General features: G+C 71.2%; 21 protein-coding genes. 15 read left to right on the top strand and 6 right to left on the bottom strand.

Features of this window, described 5'->3' with window-relative positions; genetic code table 11:
• Position 1: 1 nt before the first annotated feature.
• The 4 genes from ACZ4VW_RS02215 to ACZ4VW_RS02230 all read left to right on the top strand — a co-directional run bounded on the left by ACZ4VW_RS02215 (position 2) and on the right by ACZ4VW_RS02230 (position 3,630).
• Positions 2-1,345: an APC family permease gene (locus ACZ4VW_RS02215; RefSeq protein WP_467957473.1), complete on the top strand. Its 1,344-nt coding sequence runs from the start codon at positions 2-4 to the stop codon at positions 1,343-1,345.
• A 62-nt stretch (positions 1,346-1,407) separates the two neighbouring features.
• On the top strand, positions 1,408-2,628 hold the full coding sequence (gene xseA, locus ACZ4VW_RS02220) for an exodeoxyribonuclease VII large subunit (RefSeq protein ID WP_467957475.1): 1,221 nt from the start codon (positions 1,408-1,410) through the stop codon (positions 2,626-2,628).
• A gap of 10 nt (positions 2,629-2,638) precedes the next feature.
• Positions 2,639-2,875: an exodeoxyribonuclease VII small subunit gene (locus ACZ4VW_RS02225; protein WP_467957477.1), complete on the top strand. Its 237-nt coding sequence runs from the start codon at positions 2,639-2,641 to the stop codon at positions 2,873-2,875.
• Between the two features lie 164 nt (positions 2,876-3,039).
• A complete protein-coding gene (locus ACZ4VW_RS02230) occupies positions 3,040-3,630 on the top strand; it encodes a malonic semialdehyde reductase (protein WP_467957479.1) in 591 nt (196 codons plus the stop codon).
• Positions 3,631-3,703: 73 nt separating this feature from the next.
• On the opposite strand, the gene ACZ4VW_RS02235 is transcribed toward ACZ4VW_RS02230, so the two are convergent.
• Positions 3,704-4,219: a DUF4245 domain-containing protein gene (locus ACZ4VW_RS02235; RefSeq protein WP_467958142.1), complete on the bottom strand. Its 516-nt coding sequence runs from the start codon at positions 4,217-4,219 to the stop codon at positions 3,704-3,706.
• Positions 4,220-4,353: 134 nt separating this feature from the next.
• Here ACZ4VW_RS02235 and glpX point away from each other — a divergent pair, with 134 nt between their 5' ends.
• Positions 4,354-5,385, top strand: a complete 1,032-nt coding sequence (gene glpX / locus ACZ4VW_RS02240) for a class II fructose-bisphosphatase (protein WP_158989935.1) — start codon at positions 4,354-4,356, stop codon at positions 5,383-5,385.
• A 101-nt stretch (positions 5,386-5,486) separates the two neighbouring features.
• On the opposite strand, the gene ACZ4VW_RS02245 is transcribed toward glpX, so the two are convergent.
• Together ACZ4VW_RS02245 and ACZ4VW_RS02250 are read right to left on the bottom strand one after the other, a co-directional pair.
• The gene (locus tag ACZ4VW_RS02245; protein ID WP_467957480.1) at positions 5,487-5,855 is read right to left on the bottom strand and encodes a WhiB family transcriptional regulator; all 369 of its coding nucleotides are present in this window, start codon (positions 5,853-5,855) and stop codon (positions 5,487-5,489) included.
• 179 nt (positions 5,856-6,034) lie between these two features.
• On the bottom strand, positions 6,035-6,733 hold the full coding sequence (locus ACZ4VW_RS02250; protein ID WP_467957483.1) for a DUF1707 SHOCT-like domain-containing protein: 699 nt from the start codon (positions 6,731-6,733) through the stop codon (positions 6,035-6,037).
• 244 nt (positions 6,734-6,977) lie between these two features.
• Here ACZ4VW_RS02250 and ACZ4VW_RS02255 point away from each other — a divergent pair, with 244 nt between their 5' ends.
• From ACZ4VW_RS02255 to ACZ4VW_RS02265, 3 genes are all read left to right on the top strand, one after another.
• Entirely contained in the window at positions 6,978-8,669 is a 1,692-nt protein-coding gene (locus tag ACZ4VW_RS02255) for a fumarate hydratase (RefSeq protein WP_467957485.1), read from the top strand.
• A gap of 174 nt (positions 8,670-8,843) precedes the next feature.
• Positions 8,844-9,485, top strand: coding sequence for an HAD family acid phosphatase (locus tag ACZ4VW_RS02260; RefSeq protein WP_467957487.1), 642 nt, complete (start codon positions 8,844-8,846; stop codon positions 9,483-9,485).
• Positions 9,486-9,551: 66 nt separating this feature from the next.
• Positions 9,552-10,181: a lipoprotein gene (locus ACZ4VW_RS02265; protein WP_467957489.1), complete on the top strand. Its 630-nt coding sequence runs from the start codon at positions 9,552-9,554 to the stop codon at positions 10,179-10,181.
• A gap of 73 nt (positions 10,182-10,254) precedes the next feature.
• Here ACZ4VW_RS02265 and ACZ4VW_RS02270 read toward each other — a convergent pair whose 3' ends face one another.
• Positions 10,255-11,778, bottom strand: a complete 1,524-nt coding sequence (locus ACZ4VW_RS02270) for a ricin-type beta-trefoil lectin domain protein (RefSeq protein ID WP_467957491.1) — start codon at positions 11,776-11,778, stop codon at positions 10,255-10,257.
• A 105-nt stretch (positions 11,779-11,883) separates the two neighbouring features.
• Here ACZ4VW_RS02270 and ACZ4VW_RS02275 point away from each other — a divergent pair, with 105 nt between their 5' ends.
• From ACZ4VW_RS02275 to ACZ4VW_RS02285, 3 genes are all read left to right on the top strand, one after another.
• Positions 11,884-13,299 (top strand): class II fumarate hydratase, encoded by a 1,416-nt coding sequence (locus ACZ4VW_RS02275; RefSeq protein ID WP_467957493.1) that lies wholly within the window; start codon positions 11,884-11,886, stop codon positions 13,297-13,299.
• Positions 13,300-13,343: 44 nt separating this feature from the next.
• Positions 13,344-14,009, top strand: a complete 666-nt coding sequence (fomD, locus tag ACZ4VW_RS02280; protein WP_467957496.1) for a cytidylyl-2-hydroxypropylphosphonate hydrolase — start codon at positions 13,344-13,346, stop codon at positions 14,007-14,009.
• A gap of 289 nt (positions 14,010-14,298) precedes the next feature.
• A complete protein-coding gene (locus tag ACZ4VW_RS02285; RefSeq protein WP_467957498.1) occupies positions 14,299-16,341 on the top strand; it encodes a SpoIIE family protein phosphatase in 2,043 nt (680 codons plus the stop codon).
• A 78-nt stretch (positions 16,342-16,419) separates the two neighbouring features.
• Here ACZ4VW_RS02285 and ACZ4VW_RS02290 read toward each other — a convergent pair whose 3' ends face one another.
• On the bottom strand, positions 16,420-18,594 hold the full coding sequence (locus ACZ4VW_RS02290) for a transglycosylase domain-containing protein (protein WP_467957500.1): 2,175 nt from the start codon (positions 18,592-18,594) through the stop codon (positions 16,420-16,422).
• Between the two features lie 238 nt (positions 18,595-18,832).
• On the opposite strand from ACZ4VW_RS02290, the gene ACZ4VW_RS02295 reads away from it, so the two are divergent.
• From ACZ4VW_RS02295 to ACZ4VW_RS02305, 3 genes are read left to right on the top strand one after another with little or no spacing between them, the layout of a single operon-like run.
• On the top strand, positions 18,833-19,357 hold the full coding sequence (locus ACZ4VW_RS02295; RefSeq protein WP_467957502.1) for a PadR family transcriptional regulator: 525 nt from the start codon (positions 18,833-18,835) through the stop codon (positions 19,355-19,357).
• Positions 19,354-20,037: an ABC transporter ATP-binding protein gene (locus tag ACZ4VW_RS02300; protein WP_467957504.1), complete on the top strand. Its 684-nt coding sequence runs from the start codon at positions 19,354-19,356 to the stop codon at positions 20,035-20,037. The genes ACZ4VW_RS02295 and ACZ4VW_RS02300 overlap by 4 nt, the downstream gene beginning before the upstream one ends.
• Positions 20,034-22,385: an FtsX-like permease family protein gene (locus ACZ4VW_RS02305; protein WP_467957506.1), complete on the top strand. Its 2,352-nt coding sequence runs from the start codon at positions 20,034-20,036 to the stop codon at positions 22,383-22,385. The genes ACZ4VW_RS02300 and ACZ4VW_RS02305 overlap by 4 nt, the downstream gene beginning before the upstream one ends.
• A 31-nt stretch (positions 22,386-22,416) precedes the next feature.
• Here ACZ4VW_RS02305 and ACZ4VW_RS02310 read toward each other — a convergent pair whose 3' ends face one another.
• Complete coding sequence (locus ACZ4VW_RS02310; protein ID WP_467957508.1) at positions 22,417-23,370, bottom strand: hydrogen peroxide-inducible genes activator; 954 nt, start codon at positions 23,368-23,370, stop codon at positions 22,417-22,419.
• Between the two features lie 133 nt (positions 23,371-23,503).
• Between ACZ4VW_RS02310 and ACZ4VW_RS02315 the strand changes: the two genes are divergently transcribed.
• The gene (locus ACZ4VW_RS02315) at positions 23,504-24,058 is read left to right on the top strand and encodes a peroxiredoxin (protein ID WP_467957510.1); all 555 of its coding nucleotides are present in this window, start codon (positions 23,504-23,506) and stop codon (positions 24,056-24,058) included.

Genomic DNA, 24,058 nt, shown 5'->3' on the forward strand with positions numbered 1-24,058 from the left:
CATGGCCGAGGAAGCACAGGTGGCTGCGCACACCGGACTGCGGCGGACGCTCGGGTTCCGCGACCTTGTCGTCTACGGGCTGCTCTTCATCGCGCCGATGGCCCCCGTCGGCGTCTTCGGCACCCTCGACGCGAAGTCGCACGGCGCGGTGGCGCTCGTGTACGTGATCGCCACCGTCGCGATGGCGTTCACCGCCTTCAGCTATGCCCAGATGGTGCGGGTCGCCCCGCTGGCGGGTTCGGTCTTCACGTACGCGCGCAAGGGTCTGGGCGAGGGGCCGGGGTTCGTCGCCGGGTGGATGGCGATGCTCGACTATCTGCTGATCCCGGCCGTGGCCTACCTCTTCGCGGGCATCGCCATGGAGGCGCTGGTCCCGGAGGTCGACCGCTGGGTGTGGACGGCGATCGCGGTGGTCCTCACGACGCTGCTCAACCTCTGGGGGGTACGGGCGGCGGCGCGGGTCGGCTTCGCGGTGCTCGCCCTGGAGATCGTGGTGCTGCTGGTCTTCGTGGTGTCGGCGGTGGTCGTTCTCGTACGGGACGGGGCCCGGCGCGACTGGTGGTCGCCGCTGACCGGGGACACGACGTTCTCGGCGACGGCCGTGGTGGGCGCGGTGTCGGTGGCCGTGCTCTCGTACCTGGGCTTCGACGCCATCGCCTCCTTCGCGGAGGAGGTGACCGGGGGCTCGGAGAAGGTCGCGCGGGCGGTGCTGTTCTGCCTGGCGCTCGCGGGCGTGCTGTTCGTGACGCAGACGTATCTGGTGGCGCTTCTCGAACCGCTCTCCTCGGCGGAGCTGGCGGCCGATCCGGCGAAGCAGGGCTCGGCCTTCTACGACGCGGTGGACGCGTCCGTGGGGACCTGGCTGCACGATCTGGTGGCGGTGTCGAAGGCGATCGGCGCGGCGTTCGCGGCGCTGGCGGGGCAGGCGGCCGCGGGGCGGCTGCTCTTCGCCATGGCCCGGGAGCGGCGGCTGCCCCGTGCGCTGGCCCGGACGGACTCGGGGGTTCCACGGGTGGCGCTGCTGAGCGCGGCGGCGGTGACGATGGTGGCGGCGGTGTGGGCGGCGCAGCGCGACGACGGACTCGACCACCTGGTGTCGGTGGTCGACATCGGGGCGCTGTCGGCCTTCGTCCTGCTGCACGCGAGCGTGGTGGGGTGGTTCGCGGTACGCCGGATGGAGGGGCCACCGCACTGGCTGCGGCACGTGGTGATGCCGGTGGCGGGGGCGTTGATCCTGGTGGCGGTGATGGTGGAGGCGGCGGTGTCGGCGCAGGTGGTGGGTGTGGTCTGGCTGGGGGTGGGCCTGGTGGTTCTCGCGGTGCAGGGAGCGAGCCGTCCGGTGTGAGCGGCGGACAGGCGCGTGACGCCCCCTCCTCCGCTGTCCTACCCCGCCACTACGCTCGGCGCATGGGTCTCACTACGTCCGCCGAAGCGCCGCTGCCCGTCGGGGAGGTCTCCCGGCTGATCGGGGGCTGGATCGACCGCCTGGGTGCCGTATGGGTCGAGGGGCAGATCACACAGCTGTCGCGACGGCCGGGGGCCGGGGTCGTCTTTCTGACGCTGCGGGATCCCTCGTACGACATCTCCATCGGCGTGACCTGCTTCCGCCAGGTCTTCGACGCCGTGGCCGACGTCGTCTCCGAGGGCGCCCGGGTCGTCGTGCACGCCAGGCCCGAGTGGTACGCGCCGCGTGGGCAGCTGTCGCTGCGGGCGGTGGAGATCAAGCCGGTCGGCATCGGGGAGCTGCTGGCCCGTCTGGAGCAGCTGAAGCGGAGCCTGGGCGCCGAGGGCCTGTTCGCCCTCGACCGCAAGAAGCCCCTGCCGTTCCTGCCGCAGCTCGTCGGCCTCGTCGTCGGCCGGGCCTCCGCCGCCGAGCGGGACGTGCTGGAGAACGCGCGGCGGCGCTGGCCCGCCGTCCGCTTCGAGGTGCGCAATGTCGCCGTGCAGGGCGTGAAGGCGGTGCCGCAGGTGGTCCAGGCGGTGAAGGAGCTCGACGCCCACGACGGGGTGGACGTGATCATCGTGGCGCGCGGCGGCGGCAGTGTGGAGGACCTGTTGCCGTTCTCGGACGAGCAGCTGATCCGGGCGGTCGCCGACTGCCGTACGCCGGTGGTCTCCGCGATCGGCCACGAGCCGGACTCCCCGCTGCTCGATCTCGTGGCCGACCTGCGCGCCTCCACGCCGACCGACGCCGCCAAGAAGGTCGTGCCGGACGTCGGTGAGGAGCTGGACCGGGTGCAGGGCCTGCGGGACCGGGCGCTGCGGACGGTGCGGGGGCTGCTGGACCGCGAGGAGCGCGGGTTGGCGCACGCGCTGGCCCGGCCGGTGATGGAGCATCCGCAGCGGATGGTCGAGCAGCGCGAGGACGAGCTGGACGCGCTGCTCGCGCGCAGCCGGCGGACGCTGGGGCATCTGCTCGACCGGGCGGACTCGGAGCTGTCGCACACCCGGGCGCGGGTCAGGGCGCTGTCGCCCGCGGCGACGATGGAGCGGGGGTACGCGGTGCTCCAGCGGGCGGACGGATCGGTCGTGCGCTCTCCCGAGGAGGTCGCGGTGGACGAGGAGTTGCGGGCCAGGGTCGCCGCGGGCGAGTTCGCGGTGCGGCGTGTTGTCGGACCCGGCGCATAGGGTGGTTCCCATGGCAGCCACCACGGAAGAGGCGCTCGGGTACGAGCAGGCACGCGACGAGCTGATCGAGGTCGTTCGGCGTCTGGAGACGGGCGGGACGACCCTGGAGGAGTCGCTCGCGCTCTGGGAGCGTGGCGAGGAATTGGCCAAGGTCTGCCGGCGTTGGCTGGAGGGCGCACGGGCCCGGCTCGACGCCGCGGTCTCCGCTTCGGAGGCCGACGAGGCCGCGGGCGCGGAGGCCGAGTAGGGGCCATGCGGTAGCGCCCACGCCCGGCGTCCGGTCGGGGCTTCGCGACGAACCCACGATGTGAAGCGGATCACTATCCGCATAGGATTGTTGAAAGTTAATCAATCTTCGTCGTACGGTGAGGGCATCGCTTGACCCCCTTTGCAGTCCGGAAGGTACGCAGCATGTCCCTCGCTCTTGACCCCACCGCCCAGGACCTCCTCTTCCGCGAGGCCCGCACCGCCAACACCTTCACCGACGAGCCGGTGACCGACGAGCAGGTCCAGGCGATCTACGACCTGGTCAAGTACGGGCCGACCGCGTTCAACCAGTCCCCCCTGCGGATCACCCTGGTCCGCTCCCCCGAGGCGCGCGAGCGCCTGGTGAAGCACATGGCCGAGGGCAACCAGCCGAAGACCGCCGCCGCCCCGCTGGTCGCGATCCTCTCCGCCGACAACGAGTTCCACGACGAGCTCCCGGCCCTGCTGCCGCACTTCCCGCAGGCCAAGGACATGTTCTTCGCCGAGCGCCCGGTCCGCGAGGGCTCCGCCCTGCTGAACGCCGCCCTCCAGGCCGCCTACTTCATCGTCGGCGTCCGCGCCGCCGGCCTCGCCGCCGGCCCGATGACCGGTGTCGACTTCGCCGGAGTCCAGAAGGAGTTCCTGGACGACGACCACACGCCGATCATGGTCGTCAACATCGGCAAGCCGGGCGAGGACGCCTGGTTCCCCCGCTCCCCGCGCCTGGCCTACGACGAGGTCGTCACCACCGTCTGAGCCCGCCGTCCGCCCGCGTCGGACACGCGAGAACCCCCGGACTCCATGAGTCCGGGGGTTCTTCGCTCGCTCGTCACGCCTGCTTCGACCGCAGCGCGCCGGCCATCTCGGCCAGCCGCTCGAAGGAGGCCGTCCCGGTCACCACCGTGGTGGCACCGCCCTCCGTGCGGACCAGGGCGTCGTACTTCGGCCCCTCCCAGCGCTGCCAGACCTGACCGGCGACCGTCTGGGTCTTCCCGGAGTTCTCGGCCTGCTGGGTGACCTTGGGAACGAAGTGCTTCGGCTCCGCCGTCGACTGGTGGAGCGACACGTACTGGGTGTCCGGGTCGAGGAAACCCAGCTGCCAGGCGTCGCCCTGCTCGCGCTTGTACGAGACGACGGTCGCCCGCCAGCCCTCGCCGAGCCCCTCGGGGGCCAGCACCGGATACGGCGCCGCCCGCTGTGCCGTGAGGAGCTCGACCCGGTAGTCCTTCGTCCGGACCGGGTTCGCGTCCTCGTCGTGCGGGATGAAGAGATACATCACGCCCGCGGCGACCATGATCACCGCGAGGGACTGGACCATCCCGCGTACCGTCTGCCTGCCTCGCATACCTGCCACGCACCCATGGTCGCATCATGGTGTTGTGCTCATACGTGGGCCCCTCTGCTCAATTTGTCGACGTACCGATAGAGTCGCCCCACCCTCTTTATTCCGGCCGTCGCCGTACAGAAAGGTGCGCTCCGATGACCGAGCATCATCTGCCGTCCGAGCTCGAGGTCTCCCCCGAGGCCCCCGACCGCAACCTCGCCCTGGAGCTGGTGCGCGTCACCGAGGCCGCCGCCATGGCCGCCGGCCGCTGGGTCGGCCGCGGCGACAAGATCGGCGCGGACGGCGCGGCGGTCAACGCCATGCGGACCCTGGTCTCCACCGTCTCGATGAACGGCGTCGTCGTCATCGGCGAGGGCGAGAAGGACGAAGCCCCCATGCTCTACAACGGGGAGCGCATCGGCGACGGGACGGGCGCCGAGGTGGACATCGCCGTCGACCCGATCGACGGCACCACCCTCAACGCCAAGGGCATGCCGAACGCGATCGCCGTCCTGGCCGCCGCCGACCGCGGCACCATGTTCGACCCCTCCGCGGTCTTCTACATGGACAAGCTCGTCACCGGTCCCGAGGCCGCCGACTTCGTCGACATCAACGCCCCCGTCTCGGTCAACATCCGCCGGGTCGCCAAGGCGAAGAACATGTCCCCCGAGGACGTCACGGTCGTGATCCTGGACCGCCCGCGCCACGAGGGCATCGTCAAGGAGATCCGCGAGACCGGCGCCCGGATCAAGTTCATCTCGGACGGCGACGTCGCCGGTTCGATCATGGCCGTCCGCGAGGGCACCGGCGTCGACCTGCTCCTCGGCATCGGCGGCACGCCCGAGGGCATCATCTCGGCCTGTGCCATCAAGTGCCTCGGCGGTGTCATCCAGGGCAAGCTGTGGCCGAAGGACGACGCCGAGCGGCAGAAGGCGCTCGACGCGGGCCACGACCTGGACCGCGTGCTCTCCACGAACGACCTGGTCAGCGGCGAGAACGTGTTCTTCGTCGCCACCGGCATCACGGACGGCGAGCTGCTGCGCGGCGTGCGCTACCGCTCGGAGACCGCGACCACGTCGTCGCTGGTGATGCGGTCCAAGTCCGGCACGATCCGGCAGATCGACTCCACGCACCGGCTGTCGAAGCTGCGCGCGTACAGCAAGATCGACTTCGATCGGGCGAAGTAGCCCCGAAGCCGGTACGGAAGCGGTACCGGCGGTGGTACGAAGAGGGGCGCCCCCATGTGCGGTGGGGGCGCCCCTTCCCGTACGGCCGGCAACCGGAGCCGTCAGCCCGCCGCGGCGACCCGGTCCGCCGCCGCCTTCTTGAGCTCCACCTCACGCCGCCGCCTCCGGGCGAGCACGACACGGCGCTCGGCGGCGGTGAGCCCGCCCCACACGCCGTACGGCTCGGGCTGGAGCAGTGCGTGCTCCCGGCACTCGACCATGACCGGGCAGCGGGCACAGACCCGCTTGGCGGCCTCCTCCCGCGACAGCCGGGCGGCCGTCGGCTCCTTGGAGGGGGCGAAGAACAGCCCGGCCTCGTCCCGGCGGCACACCGCCTCCGTGTGCCAGGGGCCGGCTTCGTCCTCCCGCGCGGGGGCACGCGGGGACGGCACGGCAGCGACCTGGAGGGGCTGATGCGGCGGATGCAGCACGGTCTACTCCTGACGACGGCTTCGCGAGCGAGAGACGATGCACCAGCCTTACCCGCTGTGCGTGCGCCTATGCACCGCGTGCCGCCGAGTTCCGGAGTGCGGAACCTCAGGGGCGGATTCCGGTCACCCGCCGCCCGCGCGTCCGGTCCGCCCGGGGCCGACGGGCGGTCGGCGCGCGGTCAGTGGCCGAGGTGCTTGCGCAGCTGGTTCTGCAGGTCGGTGATCCACTTGCCGCGCTTGGGCTTCGCCTCGACGTTGCCGAAGATCGAGTAGCCGTTGATCACGACGACCGGGGCCTGCGGGTCCGCGGCCTCCAGGGTCACGACCTCGAAGTTGCCGAAGACCCCCGAGCCGTTCCCGCGCAGACTGATGTTCTCCGGGACGCGCACCTCGACATTGCCGAAGATCGACGTGGCGTTGACGGTGGTCAGCCGCTGGGCGAACAGCGCCTCGGTCAGGTCGATCTCGATGTTGCCGAAGAGCGCGAAGGCGTTGGTCCTGCGGCCCACCCGCCAGCGGCCCTTGCGGGTGGTGCTGGAGAAGACGGCGACCAGGTTGTCGGCGGGGCCCGAGTCGTCCTCGGGACCGTACGCGTACGCCTGCTCGGGCTCCCGGCGGGCGCCGGCCCCGGCGGGGAGGTCGCGGACGATCGGCTCCAGCTCGCCGACGGTCTTGGCGCGGTAGACCGCGTCGATCCGCTCCGAGTGCTCCTCGGCGTCGATCCGCCCCTCGGCCAGCGCGTCCCGCAGGATGTCCGCGATGCGGTCCCGGTCGGCGTCCGAGGCGCGCAGGGAGTCCCCCGGAGCGGCGGGAGCCGGCGGAGCGGGAGCGGGCTCGGCGGGGGCGACCGGCTTCTGGGGCTGCTTTTCGAGGTCCACGGCGCCAGCGTAGCGAAACGCGATAGATCGCGACCAGGGGGCGGGGCCGTAAGTCGCCACTCCCGCAGACCCCGTCGCCGCCCGGACCGGTCACAGTCCCCGGCGAACACTCCACACCGGAGCAGTCCCGGTCCTCAGTGAGCCTTACCTCACAGGATCGGGGCCGCGCCCGCGTTCTACGCTGGAGGGCGCGCCGCCAATGGAGGTGGCGTTGCTGTCTGCCGAGTGAGGAATGGCTGCCGTCATGCCCCCTGTTTCCCGCCCCCCCGGCCCTGCGTTCGCCTACTCCGAACTGCTCCCCCTGGGAGAGGACACCACGCCCTACCGCCTGGTGACCGCCGAAGGCGTCTCCACCTTCGAGGCCGACGGCCGTACGTTCCTCAAGGTCGAGCCGGAGGCCCTGCGTCAGCTGGCCGCCGAGGCGATCCACGACATCCAGCACTACCTGCGCCCGGCCCACCTGGCCCAGCTGCGCCGGATCATCGACGACCCGGAGGCGTCGAGCAACGACAAGTTCGTCGCGCTCGACCTGCTCAAGAACGCGAACATCGCCGCCGCGGGCGTCCTCCCGATGTGCCAGGACACCGGCACCGCGATCGTCATGGGCAAGCGCGGCCAGAACGTGCTGACCCGGGGCGGCGACGAGGAAGCCCTGTCGCGCGGCATCTACGACGCGTACACCAAGCTCAACCTGCGGTACTCGCAGATGGCCCCGCTGACCATGTGGGAGGAGAAGAACACCGGCTCGAACCTGCCCGCGCAGATCGAGCTCTACGCGACCGACGGCGGCGCGTACAAGTTCCTCTTCATGGCCAAGGGCGGCGGCTCCGCCAACAAGTCCTTCCTCTACCAGGAGACGAAGGCCGTCCTCAACGAGGCGAGCATGATGAAGTTCCTGGAGGAGAAGATCCGCTCGCTCGGCACGGCCGCCTGCCCGCCGTATCACCTGGCGATCGTCGTCGGCGGCACCTCGGCCGAGTTCGCGCTGAAGACCGCGAAGTACGCCTCCGCGCACTACCTGGACGAGCTGCCCGCCGAGGGCTCCGAGCTCGGTCACGGCTTCCGGGACAAGGAGCTGGAGGAGAAGGTCTTCGAGCTCACGCAGAAGATCGGCATCGGCGCGCAGTTCGGCGGCAAGTACTTCTGCCACGACGTGCGCGTGGTGCGTCTGCCGCGCCACGGCGCCTCGCTGCCCGTCGCGATCGCCGTGTCCTGCTCGGCCGACCGCCAGGCCGTCGCGAAGATCACCGCCGAGGGCGTCTTCCTGGAGCAGCTGGAGACCGACCCGGCGCGCTTCCTGCCGGAGACCACCGACGAGCACCTCTCCACGGACGGGGACGTCGTCACGATCGACCTGAACCAGCCGATGGACGACATCCTCGCCGAGCTGACGAAGTACCCCGTCAAGACCCGTCTCTCGCTGACCGGTCCGCTGGTCGTGGCCCGCGACATCGCGCACGCCAAGATCAAGGAGCGCCTGGACGCCGGCGAGGAGATGCCGCAGTACCTCAAGGACCACCCGGTGTACTACGCCGGTCCGGCCAAGACGCCCGAGGGTTACGCCTCCGGGTCCTTCGGCCCGACGACGGCCGGCCGGATGGACTCGTACGTCGAGCAGTTCCAGGCGGCGGGCGGCTCGAAGGTCATGCTGGCCAAGGGCAACCGGAGCAAGCAGGTCACGGACGCCTGCGGCAGCCACGGCGGCTTCTACCTGGGCTCGATCGGCGGCCCGGCGGCGCGCCTGGCGCAGGACTGCATCAAGAAGGTCGAGGTCGTCGAGTACGAGGAGCTCGGCATGGAGGCGGTCTGGAAGATCGAGGTCGAGGACTTCCCGGCGTTCATCGTCGTGGACGACAAGGGCAACGACTTCTTCCAGAACCCGGCCCCGGAGCCGACCTTCACCCACATCCCGGTGCGAGGCCCCGGTCTCGGCTGACCCCGCCCTGCGCACGCCAACTCCCCGACGCCTCCCGGTCCTTGCAGACCGGGGGGCGTCGGCGGTCTCCGCTCAGAATCTCGCTACCAACCGGTAGCCTTCTGGTCGCCTACTGGTCAGTATGGGCCGCGAGCATGTCAACCACTGAGCCGGTCGACCACTCGGGAGCCCCCCATGCCCTCCGCCCCTCTCCTCAGCCGCGCCACCGCCGGAACCACGGCCACCCTCGCGCTGACCGCCCTTCTCGTCGTCGCCCCCGCGCCCGTGGCCTCCGCGGCCGATCCGGACACCCACGCGACGTCCACCGCCGCCGTCCACGACATCGACTACGCCACCTGGCGCCGTGACGTGGCGGCCGTCGTCACCGAGGCGCGGCCGTACATCGCGGAGCGCTCCGAAGACGCCGGCCGCGAGAAGCAGGCGATCGTCCTCGACATCGACAACTCGTCGCTGGAGACGGACTTCCATCCCTTCTGGGAGCTGCCGACCCCGGCCATCGCCGATGTACGCGACCTGGTCCGTGACGCCCACGAACGCGGCGTGGCGGTCTTCTTCGTCACCGCGCGGCCCGGGATCATCCACTCGCTCACCGACTGGAACCTGAAGAAGGCCGGCTACCCCGTCGACGGGCTCTACGTGCGTTCCTTGCCCGACCTGTTCGCCGAGGTCAGCGCGTACAAGACGGAGAAGCGCGCGGAGATCGAGGCCAAGGGCTACACGATCATCGCCAACATCGGCAACAACACCACCGACCTCGTCGGCGGCCACGCCGAGCGGACCTTCAAGCTGCCGGACTACGACGGCAAGCTCTCCTAGGGACGTCCTGCCGGGCTCGCCCGGGGCCCGGCAGGCGCGTGAGGACCGCCCGGATACTCTGCGCGCATGAGACATCCCCTACGGATCGTGGCTCCGGCCGCCGCCGCGCTGGCGGCGGCCGGGCTGCTGACCGGCTGCCTGGGCACCGAGGCGAAGCCCGACAGGACGGCCGGCAAGCCCCAGGCCACGGCGACATCCGCGGCGCCCGCCGCCAAGGCGACCCTGGGCGGGGCCGGCACCGCCTGCGCGCTGCCCGTCACCTTCGGGCTCGCGGCCGACTGGAAGCCGAAGGCCGTCAAGGTCGGCGACGACGAGCTCTCCGCCGCGCTCGGCAGGCAGGGCCCGGCGACGATGGTCTGCGAGATCGACGCGAAGCCGGCCGGCAACATCGGTTTCCTGCGGGTCTGGAGCGCGGACGAGGGCACGGCCCGTACGGCGCTCGAAGGGTTCGTGAAGGCCGAGAAGGGCGCCTCCAAGGTCTCCTACAAGGAGACGAAGGCGGGCACGCTCCCCGCGGTCGAGGCGACGTACACGGTCTACAACGAGCTGATGGAGGAGTCCAAGGAGGAGCGGGCGTTCGCCGTCTCCGTCCCGAAGGGCACCGTGATCGTCCACCTCGGCGGGCTGGACTCCGAGGAGCACCGGGAGATGCTCCCGGCGTACGAACTGGCCCGCACGACGCTCACCGCGAACTGACCGGACGGTGCGCGCACGCCGTGGCCCCCGTCCCTCACCGAGGGGCGGGGGCCACGGTTCGTTCCGGTTCCGCCTAGGCGAACTTCTGGTTCGCCGAGCCGTTGCAGCTCTGGAGCCGCAGCGGCTCCTTCGCCGCCGCCTGCGTCAGGCAGAGCCCCGTCGCGGCGGCAGGACGGATCGTGGCCCCGTCCCGTACGAACTTCTGGTTCGCCGCGCCCGAGCAGTTCCAGATGATCAGTGCGGTGCCGGCCTGGTACTTCGCGGCCGGCACGTCCAGGCACCGGTCCTGGGTGAGTTCGGTGTGGACGGTCCGCCGCGCGGAGTCGTACCACCAGCCCTGGTTGCGGCCGCCGTGACAGTCCCAGCCGAGCACGGCGGTGCCGTTCTTGGAGGAGGCCGCGTCCACGTCGACGCAGTTCCCGGTGGCCTGGTTCTTCAGCGGCTTGTAGACGTCGTCCCAGGCGTACGGCACGAGGGTCGGCGTACCGCTGGAGTCGACGTCCGCGCAGCCGGCCTCGCGCAGGCCGGAGTCGTAGATCTGGGTGAGGCAGGACGCGAAGGCGGCGTGGCCGCGCGCGTTGGGGTGGAAGGACTGGCGGACGGAGTTCTCGTCCGGGGTGCCGGGCTTGGAGAGGTCGATGTACAGGCCGCGGGCCCAGGGGTCCTCCATGCAGACCTCGTGGCCGTGGAAGAGTCGCGAGTTGTCGAGGTAGGTCGCGCCGGTGTTCGCGGCGGCCTTGCGCATCCCGCGTTCGAAGGCGGGCACGGCGGTGTTGCGGCCCCAGACGGTGTCGGAGTCGTAGCCGAGCCCGCCGCAGGAAAGCTTGCCCGGGAAGTCGGGGTTGTCGTGGAAGTCGGGGCCGATGGGGCTCGGGTAGCCCATGAGGACGAGCTTGTAGTCGCCGTCGGCGTATCCGGCGTCGCGCATCACGGTCTTCAGGTCGCGTACGGTCTGCTCGACCTTGGGGACGAGGGCGTCGACGCGGGCCTGCCAGCCGGGGGCGTACTTGGGCTCGCAGGGGCCCTGGAGGGTCAGGTAGCGGGTGACGCAGTCCGTCATCACCGGGCCGAACTGGAGGTCGTCGTTGGCGCCGGCGACGAGCAGCACCATCTTGATCCGGGTGTTGCGGGCCTTGATGGCGAGGTTGTCGCTCTGCACGAGTTCGTCGGCGTACTGCTTCGAGCCGCCGATTTTGATGTTGCCGCTGTAGGCGCCGGAGCAGGACACGTTGAACGTGAGGTCCGCGGGGATCCCGGTGCGGTGGACGGCGGCTTCGGGCGAGCGGTGGCACCAGTTGGCCGGTCCGTTGGTCGGCGGTTCGTAGGTGCCGACGCCCTCGCCGGAGATCTCGCTGTCGCCGAGCGAGATCAGACCGGTCCTGCGCTGCGCGAGCGGCCGTTCCTCCGGGCTTCCGTAGATTGTGGTGGCCTCGGCGGCCCGGATGGCCTCGAGCTCGGGGCTGAGCGGTACGGAGGAAGCGGTGCGGGGTGTGGTCTCGGCCGCGCCGGCGGGTACGGCGGCGGCCATGGATCCGAACGCCGCGGCGGCGGCCGTGGCCGCGATCACCCAACGGAGTCTGTGCCTGGTGCGCCTCATTGCGCCTCCTGGAAGTGGGGTTACCCACGGTTTTTACTGGCCGGTAAGCGCAATGGGAATAGGCAGAACAAGACAAGTGCTCAACTTTGCATGGAGGTTGACGACATGGCCGACAAGAGCAGCGACGACAGCACGGCGTACCGGATCGAGCACGACTCGATGGGTGAGGTGCGGGTCCCCGCACACGCCAAGTGGCGGGCGCAGACCCAGCGGGCGGTGGAGAACTTCCCCGTCTCGGGGCAGCGGCTCGAACGGGCCCACATCGAGGCCCTGGCCCGGATCAAGGCCGCGGCCGCCAAGGTCAACGCCGACCTCGGGGTGATCGACCGGGACCTCGCCGACGCGATCCGGGACGCCGCGGCCGAGGTCGCCGAAGGCCGCTGGGACGAGCACTTCCCGGTCGACGTCTTCCAGACCGGCTCGGGCACCTCCTCCAACATGAACACCAACGAGGTCATCGCCACGCTGGCCGGCGAACGGCTCCCCGAGGGCCGGGACGTCCACCCCAACGACCATGTGAACGCCTCCCAGTCGTCCAACGACGTCTTCCCCTCCTCGATCCACATCGCCGCGACGGCCGCCGTCACCCATGACCTGATCCCCGCGCTGGAGCATCTGGCCGCTTCGCTGGAGCGGAAATCGGCCGAATTCGCGGACGTGGTGAAGTCCGGCCGTACGCATCTGATGGACGCGACGCCGGTGACGCTCGGCCAGGAGTTCGGCGGCTACGCGGCCCAGGTCCGGTACGGGGTCGAGCGGCTGCGCTCCTCGCTGCCCCGGCTCGCCGAACTCCCCCTCGGCGGCACGGCGGTGGGCACCGGCATCAACACCCCGCCCGGCTTCTCCGCCGCGGTCATCGCCGAGATCGCCGACGCGACCGGTCTGCCGCTCACCGAGGCCCGCGACCACTTCGAGGCGCAGGGCGCCCGGGACGGCCTGGTGGAGACGTCCGGCCAGCTCAGGACCATCGCGGTCGGCCTCACGAAGATCTCCAACGATCTGCGCTGGATGGCGAGCGGCCCGCGCACCGGCCTGGCCGAGATCAACCTCCCCGACCTCCAGCCCGGTTCGTCGATCATGCCGGGCAAGGTGAACCCCGTCGTCCCGGAGGCGGTCACGATGGTGGCGGCGCAGGTGACGGGCAACGACACCACGGTGGCGGTCGCCGGCGCGGCCGGGAACTTCGAGCTCAACGTGATGCTCCCGGTGATCGCCAAGAACCTCCTGGAGTCCGTACGCCTGCTGGCGAACGCCTCCCGCCTGCTGGCGGACCGGACGGTCGACGGCATCACGGCCAATGTCGAGCGGGCCAGGGAGTACGCCGAGTCCTCGCCGTCCGTCGTCACTCCGCTCAACAGGTACATCGGCTACGAGGAGGCCGCGAAGGTGGCCAAGAAGTCGCTGGCGGAGCGGAAGACGATCCGTCAGGTGGTGCTCGAGTCCGGATACGTGGAGAAGGGCGACCTCACCGTCGAACAACTCGACGAAGCGCTCGACGTGCTGCGTATGACTCATCCGTGACCTGTGCCGCAGCGCGGCAGGGGGCCCGCCCCTAAGATCTGCGCATGACAGGATCGGGCGGCCCTCAGCACTGGGCGCCGGGGGAGCACATCCTCTGGCGCTACCGCGGCAACGGCTCCGGCGCGGTGCACATCTGCCGGCCGGTGACCGTCGTCCAGGACACCTCCGAGCTGCTCGCCGTCTGGATGGCGCCGGAGACCGAGTGCGTCAGGCCGGTGCTCGCCGACGGGACCCCCGTCCACGAGGAGCCGCTCGCCACCCGTTACACCGCCCCGCGGACCACCGAACGCTCGCGCTGGTTCGGTACGGGCGTCCTGAAGCTGGCCCGGCCCCAGGACCCCTGGTCGGTCTGGCTGTTCTGGGAGCGCGGCTGGCGCTTCCGCAGCTGGTACGTGAACCTCGAGGAGCCGCGCACCAGGTGGTCCGGCGGCGTCGACTCCGAGGACCACTTCCTCGACATCTCCGTCTACCCCGACCGCAGCTGGCTGTGGCGGGACGAGGACGAGTTCGCTCAGGCCCAGCGGGCCGGTCTGATGGACGGGGCCCAGGCCGGGCGGGTGCGGGCCGCGGGCCGCGCCGCGGTCGAGGTGATCCGGGCGTGGGGCACGCCGTTCTCCGACGGCTGGGAGGACTGGCGGCCCGATCCCGGCTGGACCGTGCCCGAGCTTCCGGCGGACTGGGACCGCACTCCGGCGCACACGGCACCGTGAGACCCTTGATGCGCCCCCGGGGTGCAAACGTAGGATCGTCCTCCGCAAGGCGGTGATCAACCGGACGAGGCGTCAACCACAGAGCACAGCGCAGGACCTGACCGTAAGTCATTCTGAGGGGGAGAGCAGTGCCGGACGTCTGCCCGGGTGTTCCCACCCCTGTCGTTGCCGCTGCTCGCGGGGCATTCACATCCACCGCGTGCCAGGGGTTTATCCCCGGTGAAGGCGCGGCATCGGCGAGAAGAGCGAGTGCATCGCACCACCGGCCCGGACGGACGGAATCCCACGCGTGACGGAGCATCCCACCTCCCACGAAGGCCGGCAGCCGCTGGCTGCCCGGTCGCACGAGCGCACCCGCCCCCGCCAGGAAGCGGCCGAGGCGCCGCTGCCCGCGCAGCCCGGTCCCCGGGCCGGCGACGCGCTCGGCCCCGGTCGCTCCGGTGCGGGTGTCCCTGTGCCCGGGCAGGCGACGCCGCCCTCCGCGACGCCCCCGGCCGGGGGCGAGACGGCCGTCGCGGGCACCGCGGCCGAACACACCGCCGTCGACGCGGACGGCGAGAACGGCCGTCCCGCGCCCGGCCAGGGCGCCGCGGTGGTGGCCGTGTCGGGGCCCGGCGGCGGTGCCCCGCAGGATCTCGCCGCGACGCGACGAGAGGGCGACCGGCTGCGGTTCGTGGGCGCGGCGACGCGGCGGATCGCGCGCGGCATAGACCTCGACGAGATCGTGCTCGGTCTGTGCCGGGCGACCGTGCCGACCTTCTCCGACGCGATCCTGGTCTATCTGCGCGACCCCCTTCCGGTGGGCGACGAGCGGCCGGTCGCGCCGTTCGTGCTGCGGCTGCGCCGTACCGACCGGCTGCGCTTAACGGATGGGGAGGGCGAGGAGCTGATGCTCGTCCCCGATCCCGACCCGACGCCGGCCGCCGAGCTGTGCGAGGTCCGCTCCGGCAGCGCGCTCGCCGAGGTCCTGCGCGGCGTGCGGCCGGTCTTCGGCGACTCCGCCGCCGCCCGCGCCGCGCTGCCCGAGCTGCTGGGCGGGGACCATCCGGTGCCCGGCGGGCACCGGGCGATACTGGCCCCGCTGCGCGGACGGCGGCGGGTCATCGGCGCCGCCGTCTTCCTGCGCCGCCCCGAGCGGCCCGGTTTTGAACCCAACGACCTGCTGGTCGCGGCGCAGCTGGCGACGCACACCGCGCTCGGCATCGACAAGGCGGTGCTGTACGGCCGCGAGGCGTACATCGCGGACGAGCTGCAGCGCACGATGCTGCCGGACTCGCTGCCGCAGCCGACCGGTGTCCGGCTCGCCTCCCGCTATCTGCCGGCCGCCGAGACGGCCCGGGTCGGCGGTGACTGGTACGACGCGATCCCGCTGCCCGGGAGCCGGGTCGCCCTCGTCGTCGGTGATGTCATGGGCCACTCCATGACCTCCGCCGCGATCATGGGGCAGCTGCGGACCACGGCGCAGACGCTGGCCGGGCTCGACCTGCCGCCGCAGGAGGTGCTGCACCACCTGGACGAGCAGGCCCAGCGGCTGGGCCAGGACCGGATGGCGACCTGCATGTACGCGGTGTACGACCCGGTCTCGCACCGGATCACCATCGCCAACGCCGGCCATCCGCCGCCGATACTGCTCCACCTCGGCGGCCGGGCGGAGGTCCTGCGCGTGCCGCCGGGGGCGCCGATCGGCGTGGGCGGGGTCGACTTCGAGGCGGTCGAGCTGGACGCCCCGGCCGGCGCCACGCTGCTCCTCTACACGGACGGTCTGGTGGAGTCCCGGCTGCGCGACGTGTGGACCGGGATCGAGCAGCTGCGCGAGCGCCTGGCGGCGACCGCCCAGCTCACCGGTCCGGATCACTCGCCGCCGCTGGAGGCGCTGTGCGACGACGTCCTGGACATGCTGGGCCCGGGCGACCGGGACGACGACATCGCGCTGCTGGCGGCCCGTTTCGACGGGATCGCCCCCAGTGACGTGGCGTACTGGTTCCTCGAACCGGAGGACGCCGCCCCGGGGCGGGCCCGGCGGCTCGCGCGGCGGGCGCTCGCCCGCTGGGACCTGGAGGAGCTCTCGGACTCGGTCGAGCTGCTGATCAGCGAGGTCGTGACGAACGCCGTGCGGTACGCGGAGAGGCCGGTGACCCTGCGGCTCCTGAAGACGGACGTGCTGCGCTGCGAGGTCGGGGACGACTCCCCGCAGCTGCCGCGCCAGCGGCGGGCGCGGGACACCGACGAGGGCGGGCGCGGGCTCTTCCTGGTGAACAGGCTGGCCAGGCGCTGGGGAGCGACCCGGCTCTCGGGCGGCAAGGTGGTCTGGTTCGAGCTTCCGACCCGCTGACGGGTTCCCGCGGATCCTGGCGGGAGAGGCGAGCCGTACGACGAAGGCCGGGCCCTGGTGGGCCCGGCCTTCGTCGTGTCACAGCGGGGGACGTTGTTCGTCGTCGCCGTCGACCGGCGGTTCGATCGTCGGCGGCCTCGGGTCGGTGGTCTCCGTCGGCTGCGGCGGGATCGTGATCGTGTCCGTCGGCTGCGGCGGTGTGGTCTCCGTCGAGCTCGGCGGCGGGGTCGGGTCGGGCGACCCGGTGGTGGGCGGCGGGGTCGAGGTCGGGGCCTCGGTGGTCGCGCTCGGGGTCGGGTCCGGCTCGACGACCGAGGAGTCGTCGGTCTCCAGGTCGAAGCGGGCGTCGGAGCCGCCGCCGAGCGCGGCGGTGGTGTAGTCGCCCCAGATCTGGGCGGGGGTCCTGCCGCCGTTGGCGCGGCCCTCGTTGATCGTGTCGGTGAGGGTGACCTGGTTGCCCTTGGTGTCCTCGCCGAACAGTCCGACGGCGGTGACGAGTTCGGGGGTGTAGCCGACGAACCAGGCGGAGCGGTTGTTCTCCGAGGTGCCGGTCTTGCCCGCCGCGTCGTAGTCGCCTGCCGCGCGGAAGCCGGAGCCGTTCCTGACGACACCGATCATGGCCGTGGTGACCGTGTCGGCGGTCTCGCGGCTGACGACCTGCTCGCCGATCGGCTTCACCGGATCGGCCTTGCGGTCCTTGTGCTCGGCGGACTTCACGATGGTCGGGGTGACCTTCACACCGTGGTTGTCGAGCGAGGCGTAGACGCCGGCCATGTCCCAGGTGGAGGCGCCCATGGTGCCGAGCGACATCGCGGGGCTCTCCCCGAAGTCCACGCCGTCCTTCATGCCGAGGTCGAGGGCGGTCTTCTTCACGTTGCCCGGGCCGACGTCCACGATCATCTGGGCGTAGACCGAGTTGATCGACTTGTCGGTGGCCTTCTGGACGGTGACGGGGCCGTGGCTCCGGTCGTCCTCGTTCTCCGGGGCGAAGGGCACGTCGCTGCCGACGACCGGCCGCCGGCTGTCGCCGTCGTAGACGGTGCCGAGGCCGATCCGGCGGCCGTCCTGGGTCTTGGCGTCGTTCTCCAGCGCGGAGGCGAGCACGAGCGGCTTGAAGGTCGAGGCGGGCTGGTAGTCGCGGCGGGTGGCGTTCGACGTCCAGTGCTCCGTGGCGCCGACGCCTCCGTACATCGCGACGACCCTGCCGGTCTTCGGGTCCACGGAGGTGGCGCCCGCCTGGACGGTGGCGTCCTTCTTGTCGCCCTTGCGGTCGAGCTTGGCCTCCAGCTGCCGCTCGACGGCCTTGACCAGGGCTTTCTGCTTCTTCTCGTCGATGTTGAGGGTGATCGTCCAGCCGCCGGCCTTGATGTCCTCCTCGCGGATGCCCTGGCGCATCAGCTCCTGGTTGGCGGCCTCGACCAGGTAGCCCCGCTGGCCCTCCATGCCGGGGGCCGCCTTGGCCTTCTGCGGCACGGGGAACTTCAGCGTGGCGCGCGTGGTCGCGTCGAGCCAGCCCTCCTCGACCATGTTGTCGAGGGTGTAGTTCCAGCGCTCCTCGACCAGCTTGCGGCCGGTCGGGGTGGCGGAGGTCCAGTCGTACTGGTTGGGGGCCTGGAGCAGGGAGGCGAGGTAGGCGCCCTGGGCCACGTCCAGCCTGGAGGCGTCGACGCCGTAGTACGACTGGGCCGCGGCCTGGATGCCGTACGCGCTGCGGCCGTAGTAGCTGGTGTTCATGTACCCGGCGAGGATCTCGGACTTCTTCATGCGCTGGTCGACCTTCAGCGCGATGACGATCTCCTTGAGCTTGCGGGTCGCCGTCTGGTCCTGGCTCAGGTAGTAGTTCTTGACGTACTGCTGGGTGATCGTCGAGCCGCCCTGCTTGCCCTTGCCGCTGACGGTGCTCCACGCGGCCCGGGTGGTGCCCTTGATGTCGACGCCGTTGTCCTTGTAGAAGGTCTTGTTCTCCGCGGCGACGAAGGCACGCTGCACACCGAGCGGGATCTTCTCCAGGCCGACGATCTCGCGGTTGATCTCGCCGGTGCGGGCGAGGACCTTGCCGTTCGCGTACTTGTAGACGTTGCTCTGCATGGTCGCCTGGGCGTTGGCGACCGGCACCGGGACCATCAGGTACACGGCGTAGAAGGCGCCCATGGCGAGCAGGCAGCCGACGAAGAACGTGCCCAGGAGTTTCTTCCAGGTGAAGAGACGGCGTATCCGCCCGCCCTTCTTCCCCTGTCGTTCCGTTCGGCCCATGTCTTCCGTCGCTCCACTCGTCGTCGAATCAGCTCAGCAAGCTAACACCGCCCATGTAGACAAAGGGCGATCGATCCGCCTTTTCCGGACGTGAGAATCAGCACCCGCTCCCATGGAACCGACGCTCCCCGGCGCGTGATGGTTGTGCGAGACCGGTCACAGTCCGTCCGTACGAGGGGTGAACCGCCGAACCCGAGATCTATACACCGTGCGTATACACCGGGTGTAGAGTGACGCCATGTCAATCGCCCACACCCTTCTCGGGCTCCTGGAGTCCGGCCCGCGCCACGGCTACGACCTCAAGCGCGCCTTCGACGAGAGATTCGGCCACGACCGGCCGCTGCACTACGGACAGGTCTACTCGACGATGTCCCGGCTGCTGAAGAACGGTCTGGTCGAGGTGGACGGCATCGAGGCCGGCGGTGGCCCCGAGCGGAAGCGGTACGCCATCACCGAGGCGGGCGTCACCGACGTCGAGCAGTGGCTGCGCCGCCCCGAGAAGCCGGAGCCGTACCTCCAGTCCACCCTCTACACCAAGGTCGTCCTGGCTCTTCTCACCGGACGCGGGGCGGCCGAGCTGCTCGACGTGCAGCGCGCGGAGCACCTGCGGCTGATGCGCGAGCTGACCCGGCGGAAGAAGGACGGCGACCTCGCCGACCAGCTGATCTGCGACCACGCCCTCTTCCACCTGGAGGCCGATCTGCGCTGGCTGGAACTGACCGCCGCCCGTCTCGACCGGCTCGCCGAGGAGATCCGCCGATGACCACCACCCCCTTGCTCCGGGCGAGCGGTCTGGACAAGGCGTACGGACCGACCCCGGCGCTCTCCGGCGCCGAGTTCGCCATCCGGGCCGGCGAGGTCGTCGCCGTGATGGGCCCCTCCGGCTCCGGAAAATCCACCCTGCTGCACTGTCTCGCCGGAATCGTCCGGCCCGACGCCGGAACCGTCACCTACGACGGACGGGAGCTCACCGCCCTCTCGGACGGCGAGCGCAGCGCGCTGCGCCGCTCCGACTTCGGCTTCGTCTTCCAGTTCGGCCAGCTGGTCCCGGAGCTGACCTGCGTCGAGAACGTCGCCCTGCCGCTGCGGCTGAACGGCGAGCGCCGCAAGAGTGCCGAGTCCCGGGCGCACGAGTGGCTGACGCGCCTGGAGGTCGACGAGGTCGGCGCCAAGCGGCCCGGGGAGATATCCGGCGGCCAGGGCCAGCGGGTCGCGGTCGCCCGCGCGCTCGTGAGCGCCCCGCGGGTGCTCTTCGCCGACGAGCCGACCGGCGCGCTCGACTCGCTCAACGGCGAGCGGGTGATGCGGCTGCTCACGGACGCGGCCCGGGACACCGGAGCCGCCGTCGTCCTCGTCACCCACGAGGCCCGGGTCGCCGCCTACTCCGACCGTGAGGTCGTCGTACGGGACGGCTCGGTACGGGACACGGAGTGGGCGGCATGAGCGTACGCACCTGGTCCCGCGACCTGGCGCTGGGCGCCCGCTTCGCGGTCACCGGTGGGCGTGGCAGCCGGCTCCGGACGGCCCTGACGGCCACCGGCATCGGCCTCGGCGTCGCCTTGCTGCTGCTGGCCGCGTCGATCCCGAACATGATGTTCCAGCGGGAGGTGCGGGAGGCCGCCCGGGACGTGCACGCGGGCGAGACCCTCACCGAGCCGGGGCCCGACACCTTCCTCTTCCTCCGGCAGCGGACCCTCTACCGCGGGCAGGGCGTCACCGGCATGCTGCTGCGACCCGAGGGCCCGCGGACCGCGGTCCCCCCGGGCGCGGGGCGTGTGCCCGCGGCGGGCGAGATGCTGGTCTCCCCCGCCCTCGGCGAACTGCTCGCCTCCCCGGCCGGAGCGCTGCTGCGCGAGCGGATCCCGTACCGGATCACCGGCACGATCGGACAGGCCGGACTGATCGGCCCGACCGAACTGCGGTACGTCGCCGGGAGCGACATCCTCACCACCGACAACTACGACGGCCGGGGCAAGCGCTACGGCTGGTCGGTGCCGAACCAGCCGCTGAACGCCTTCCTGCTCCTGCTCGTCCTCATCGCCTGCGTCGTGCTGCTCCTGCCGGTGCTCGTCTTCATCGCGACCGCCGTCCGCTTCGGCGGCGAACAGCGCGACCGGCGGCTCGCCGCCCTCCGCCTGGTGGGCGCGGACACCGCCATGACCCGGCGGATCGCGGCCGGCGAGTCCCTCGCCGGGGCGCTGCTCGGCCTCGCGCTCGGCGCCGGGGTCTTCGCCGTGGCGCGGCGGTTCGTCGGCACGGTCACGGTGTGGGACGTCAACGCCTTCTCCTCCGACGTGGTGCCACTGGCCCCGCTCGCCGCGCTGATCCTCGTGATCGTGCCGGTCTCGGCGGTCGCGGTGTCCCTCTTCGCGCTGCGCGGGGTCGCGATCGAGCCGCTCGGGGTGGTCCGGACCGTGACACCGCGCCCCCGTCGGCTCTGGTGGCGGCTGCTGCTCGTCGGGGCCGGGGCGGCCCTGCTCGTCCCGATGGCGGGCGACATCGGCATGGGCGACACCGCGATCGACACCGTCGGGGTCGCCGTGGGCTCGGTGCTGGCCCTCGTCGGTCTGACCACGCTCCTCCCCTGGCTGGTGGAGGCCGTCGTCCGGCGGTTGCGCGGCGGTCCGGTGGCGTGGCAGCTGGCGGTCCGTCGCCTGCAGTTGAGCAGTGGTACGGCCGCCAGGGCGGTCAGCGGCATCGTGGTCGCGGCGGCCGGGGCGATCGCGCTCCAGATGCTCTTCCACGCGATGCAGAACGACTTCGTGAGCGTGACCGGACAGGACACCGCACGGGCCCAGCTGGAGGCCCGGATCGACGCGAGGGACGGCGGGGAGGCCCGGGAGATGATCGAGAGGTTCTCGAAGACTCCGGGCGTCACCGGTGTGATCGGCACGATCGATGCGCATGTGTGGCGGCCCGGGCCGCTGAAGCAGGGCGAGGAGTACGCCCCGACCCTCCCGATCGGTGTCGGCGACTGCGCCTCTCTCAGGGAGGTGGCGACGTTGCCCTCGTGCGAGGACGGAGACGTCTTCATCGCCCTGGCACACGGCGCGCAGGCCGGCCCGGGGGACGCCCGGGTCCTGGAGACGGCCCGGCCGGGCGCCGAGGTCGCCCTGCGGGACGTCGAGCTCCACCGGGGCAAGCCCGTGCCGACCTGGCGCCTTCCGAAGACGGCGCGGACGGTCGACTCGCGCCCGGACCCCATCGGTGGGTACCGCTTCGGAATCCTCGCCACCCCGTCGGCGATCGAGGTCGACCGCCTGGACTCACCGGACGCCTCCGCGCTGGTCCGTCTCGATCCCACGGTGCCCGACGCCGCCGAGCACGTACGGAACACGGCGGCCGGGATCGATCCGCTGAGCTGGGTGCGGGCCCTGCAGGACACCGAGCGGGACGCGCAGTTCAGCAGCGTCCGCACCGGAATCCTCCTCGGCGCGACGGCGACGATGCTGCTCGTGGCCGCCTCCCTGCTGGTCACGACCCTGGAGCAACTACGGGACCGCAAGCGGCTGCTGTCCTCGCTCGTCGCCTTCGGGACCCGGCGGACCACGCTGGGCTGCTCGGTGCTGTGGCAGACGGCGATCCCGATCCTCCTGGGCCTCGCACTCGCGGTGATCGGCGGGCTCGGGCTCGGATTCGTCCTCCTGAGGATGATCGGCGCGCAGGTCGAGGACTGGTGGGTCTTCCTGCCGGTGACCGGTGTCGGCGCGGGGCTCATCGTGGCCGTGACGCTGATGAGTCTGCCGCCGCTGTGGCGGCTGATGCGGGCGAACGGGCTCAGGACCGAGTAGGGGGTGTACAGGGGTGGGCGCCGGCGCCTGTTCAGGAACCGGCGCTCAACACCCGTACCGGCAGCCGCTTCATCTCGCCCCGCAGGGCCTCGGCCAGTTCCGCGAACTCGGCCTGCCGCGCCGCGCCCGTGCGCATGGCGAGGGCGACCCGCCGCGAGGGAGCCGGATCGGCGAAACGGCCGGTGATCAGGGCCGTGTTGCGGGCGGTCTCGACCTTGACGGCCGTGCGCGGCAGCAGGGTGACGCCGAGCCCGCCCGCCACCAGTTGGACCAGCGTGGCAAGGCCCGCCGCGGTCGTGGTGACCGGCGCCCCTTCGGTGCGGCCGGCCTCCCGGCAGATGTCGAGGGCCTGGTCGCGCAGACAGTGCCCCTCGTCCAGGAGCAGCAGGTCGAGCTCCTTCAGCGCCTCGCGCGGGATGCCGTCCCGGCCGGCCAGTGGATGGCCCTCGGGTGCGACGAGCACGAAGTCCTCGTCGAAGAGCGGCAGTTCGGTCACGCCGGGGACGCCGAGCGGCACGGCCAGGAGCAGCAGGTCGAGCCGCCCGCCCGCGAGACCCTCCAGGAGGGAGGAGGTCTGCTCCTCATGGACCTGGAGGTCGAGTTCGGGATAGCGCCGGTGGACCAGGCCGAGGACGGTGGGCAGCAGATACGGGGCAACGGTCGGGATCACGCCGAGTCGCAGCACCCCGGTGAACGGCGCCTGGGCCGCCTCCGCCTCGTCCATCAGCTCCACGACGGCGTCCAGGACGGCCCTCGCCCGGACCGCCAGCCGCTCCCCGGCGGGCGAGAGCAGCACCTTGCGCGTCGTACGCTCGAGGAGCTGGACACCGAGTGCCTCTTCGAGAGCCGAAACCGCGCCCGAAAGGGCCGGCTGGCTCATCCCGATCGACGCCGCCGCGTCCCGGAAGTGCAGATGCTCCGCGACCGCCGCGAAGGCTCTGAGCTGGGACAAGCTGGGCTGCTTCACACGTCGTGCAGGAATCACTGATAACCACCTTCGATCAACCCGACCGAGTGTAGCTATTTCACTGATCAATGCACCCCGTGCCATGCTGTGGATCCGTCCAACCTCCACGGAAGACCCCAAAAAGGACCCTTCCATTCTGCAAGGAGAGCGCGTGCTCACTGTCGGTGACCAGTTCCCCACCTATGACCTGACCGCCTGCGTGTCGCTGGAGAGCGGCAAGGAGTTCGAGCAGATCAACCACAAGTCCTACGAGGGCAAGTGGCGCGTGGTGTTCTTCTGGCCCAAGGACTTCACCTTCGTCTGCCCGACCGAGATCGCCGCCTTCGGCAAGCTGAACGACGAGTTCGCGGACCGTGATGCCCAGATCCTCGGCGTCTCCGGCGACTCGGAGTTCGTGCACCACGCCTGGCGCAAGGACCACGCCGACCTGCGTGACCTGCCCTTCCCGATGCTCGCCGACTCGAAGCACGAGCTCATGCGCGACTGCGGCGTCGAGGGCGAGGACGGCTTCGCCCAGCGCGCCGTCTTCATCGTCGACCCGAACAACGAGATCCAGTTCACCATGGTGACCGCGGGCTCCGTCGGCCGTAACCCCAAGGAGGTCCTGCGGGTCCTGGACGCCCTGCAGACCGACGAGCTGTGCCCCTGCAACTGGAACAAGGGCGAGACCACCCTCGACGCGGCCGCGCTGCTCTCGGGCGAGTGA

The organism is Streptomyces sp. NPDC029139 (assembly GCF_055564335.1).

Excerpts from the sequence above, each read along its gene's own strand:
- fomD (WP_467957496.1), top strand. The coding sequence starts at position 13,344 with ATGACAGGATCGGGCGGCCCTCAGCACTGGGCGCCGGGGGAGCACATC.
- ACZ4VW_RS02300 (WP_467957504.1), top strand. The coding sequence starts at position 19,354 with ATGACCACCACCCCCTTGCTCCGGGCGAGCGGTCTGGACAAGGCGTAC.
- ACZ4VW_RS02295 (WP_467957502.1), top strand. The coding sequence starts at position 18,833 with ATGTCAATCGCCCACACCCTTCTCGGGCTCCTGGAGTCCGGCCCGCGC.
- ACZ4VW_RS02230 (WP_467957479.1), top strand. The coding sequence starts at position 3,040 with ATGTCCCTCGCTCTTGACCCCACCGCCCAGGACCTCCTCTTCCGCGAG.
- ACZ4VW_RS02215 (WP_467957473.1), top strand. The coding sequence starts at position 2 with ATGGCCGAGGAAGCACAGGTGGCTGCGCACACCGGACTGCGGCGGACG.
- ACZ4VW_RS02275 (WP_467957493.1), top strand. The coding sequence starts at position 11,884 with ATGGCCGACAAGAGCAGCGACGACAGCACGGCGTACCGGATCGAGCAC.
- ACZ4VW_RS02305 (WP_467957506.1), top strand. The coding sequence starts at position 20,034 with ATGAGCGTACGCACCTGGTCCCGCGACCTGGCGCTGGGCGCCCGCTTC.
- ACZ4VW_RS02265 (WP_467957489.1), top strand. The coding sequence starts at position 9,552 with ATGAGACATCCCCTACGGATCGTGGCTCCGGCCGCCGCCGCGCTGGCG.
- ACZ4VW_RS02260 (WP_467957487.1), top strand. The coding sequence starts at position 8,844 with ATGCCCTCCGCCCCTCTCCTCAGCCGCGCCACCGCCGGAACCACGGCC.
- ACZ4VW_RS02225 (WP_467957477.1), top strand. The coding sequence starts at position 2,639 with ATGGCAGCCACCACGGAAGAGGCGCTCGGGTACGAGCAGGCACGCGAC.
- ACZ4VW_RS02255 (WP_467957485.1), top strand. The coding sequence starts at position 6,978 with ATGCCCCCTGTTTCCCGCCCCCCCGGCCCTGCGTTCGCCTACTCCGAA.
- ACZ4VW_RS02270 (WP_467957491.1), bottom strand. The coding sequence starts at position 11,778 with ATGAGGCGCACCAGGCACAGACTCCGTTGGGTGATCGCGGCCACGGCC.
- ACZ4VW_RS02290 (WP_467957500.1), bottom strand. The coding sequence starts at position 18,594 with ATGGGCCGAACGGAACGACAGGGGAAGAAGGGCGGGCGGATACGCCGT.
- xseA (WP_467957475.1), top strand. The coding sequence starts at position 1,408 with ATGGGTCTCACTACGTCCGCCGAAGCGCCGCTGCCCGTCGGGGAGGTC.
- glpX (WP_158989935.1), top strand. The coding sequence starts at position 4,354 with ATGACCGAGCATCATCTGCCGTCCGAGCTCGAGGTCTCCCCCGAGGCC.
- ACZ4VW_RS02235 (WP_467958142.1), bottom strand. The coding sequence starts at position 4,219 with ATGCGAGGCAGGCAGACGGTACGCGGGATGGTCCAGTCCCTCGCGGTG.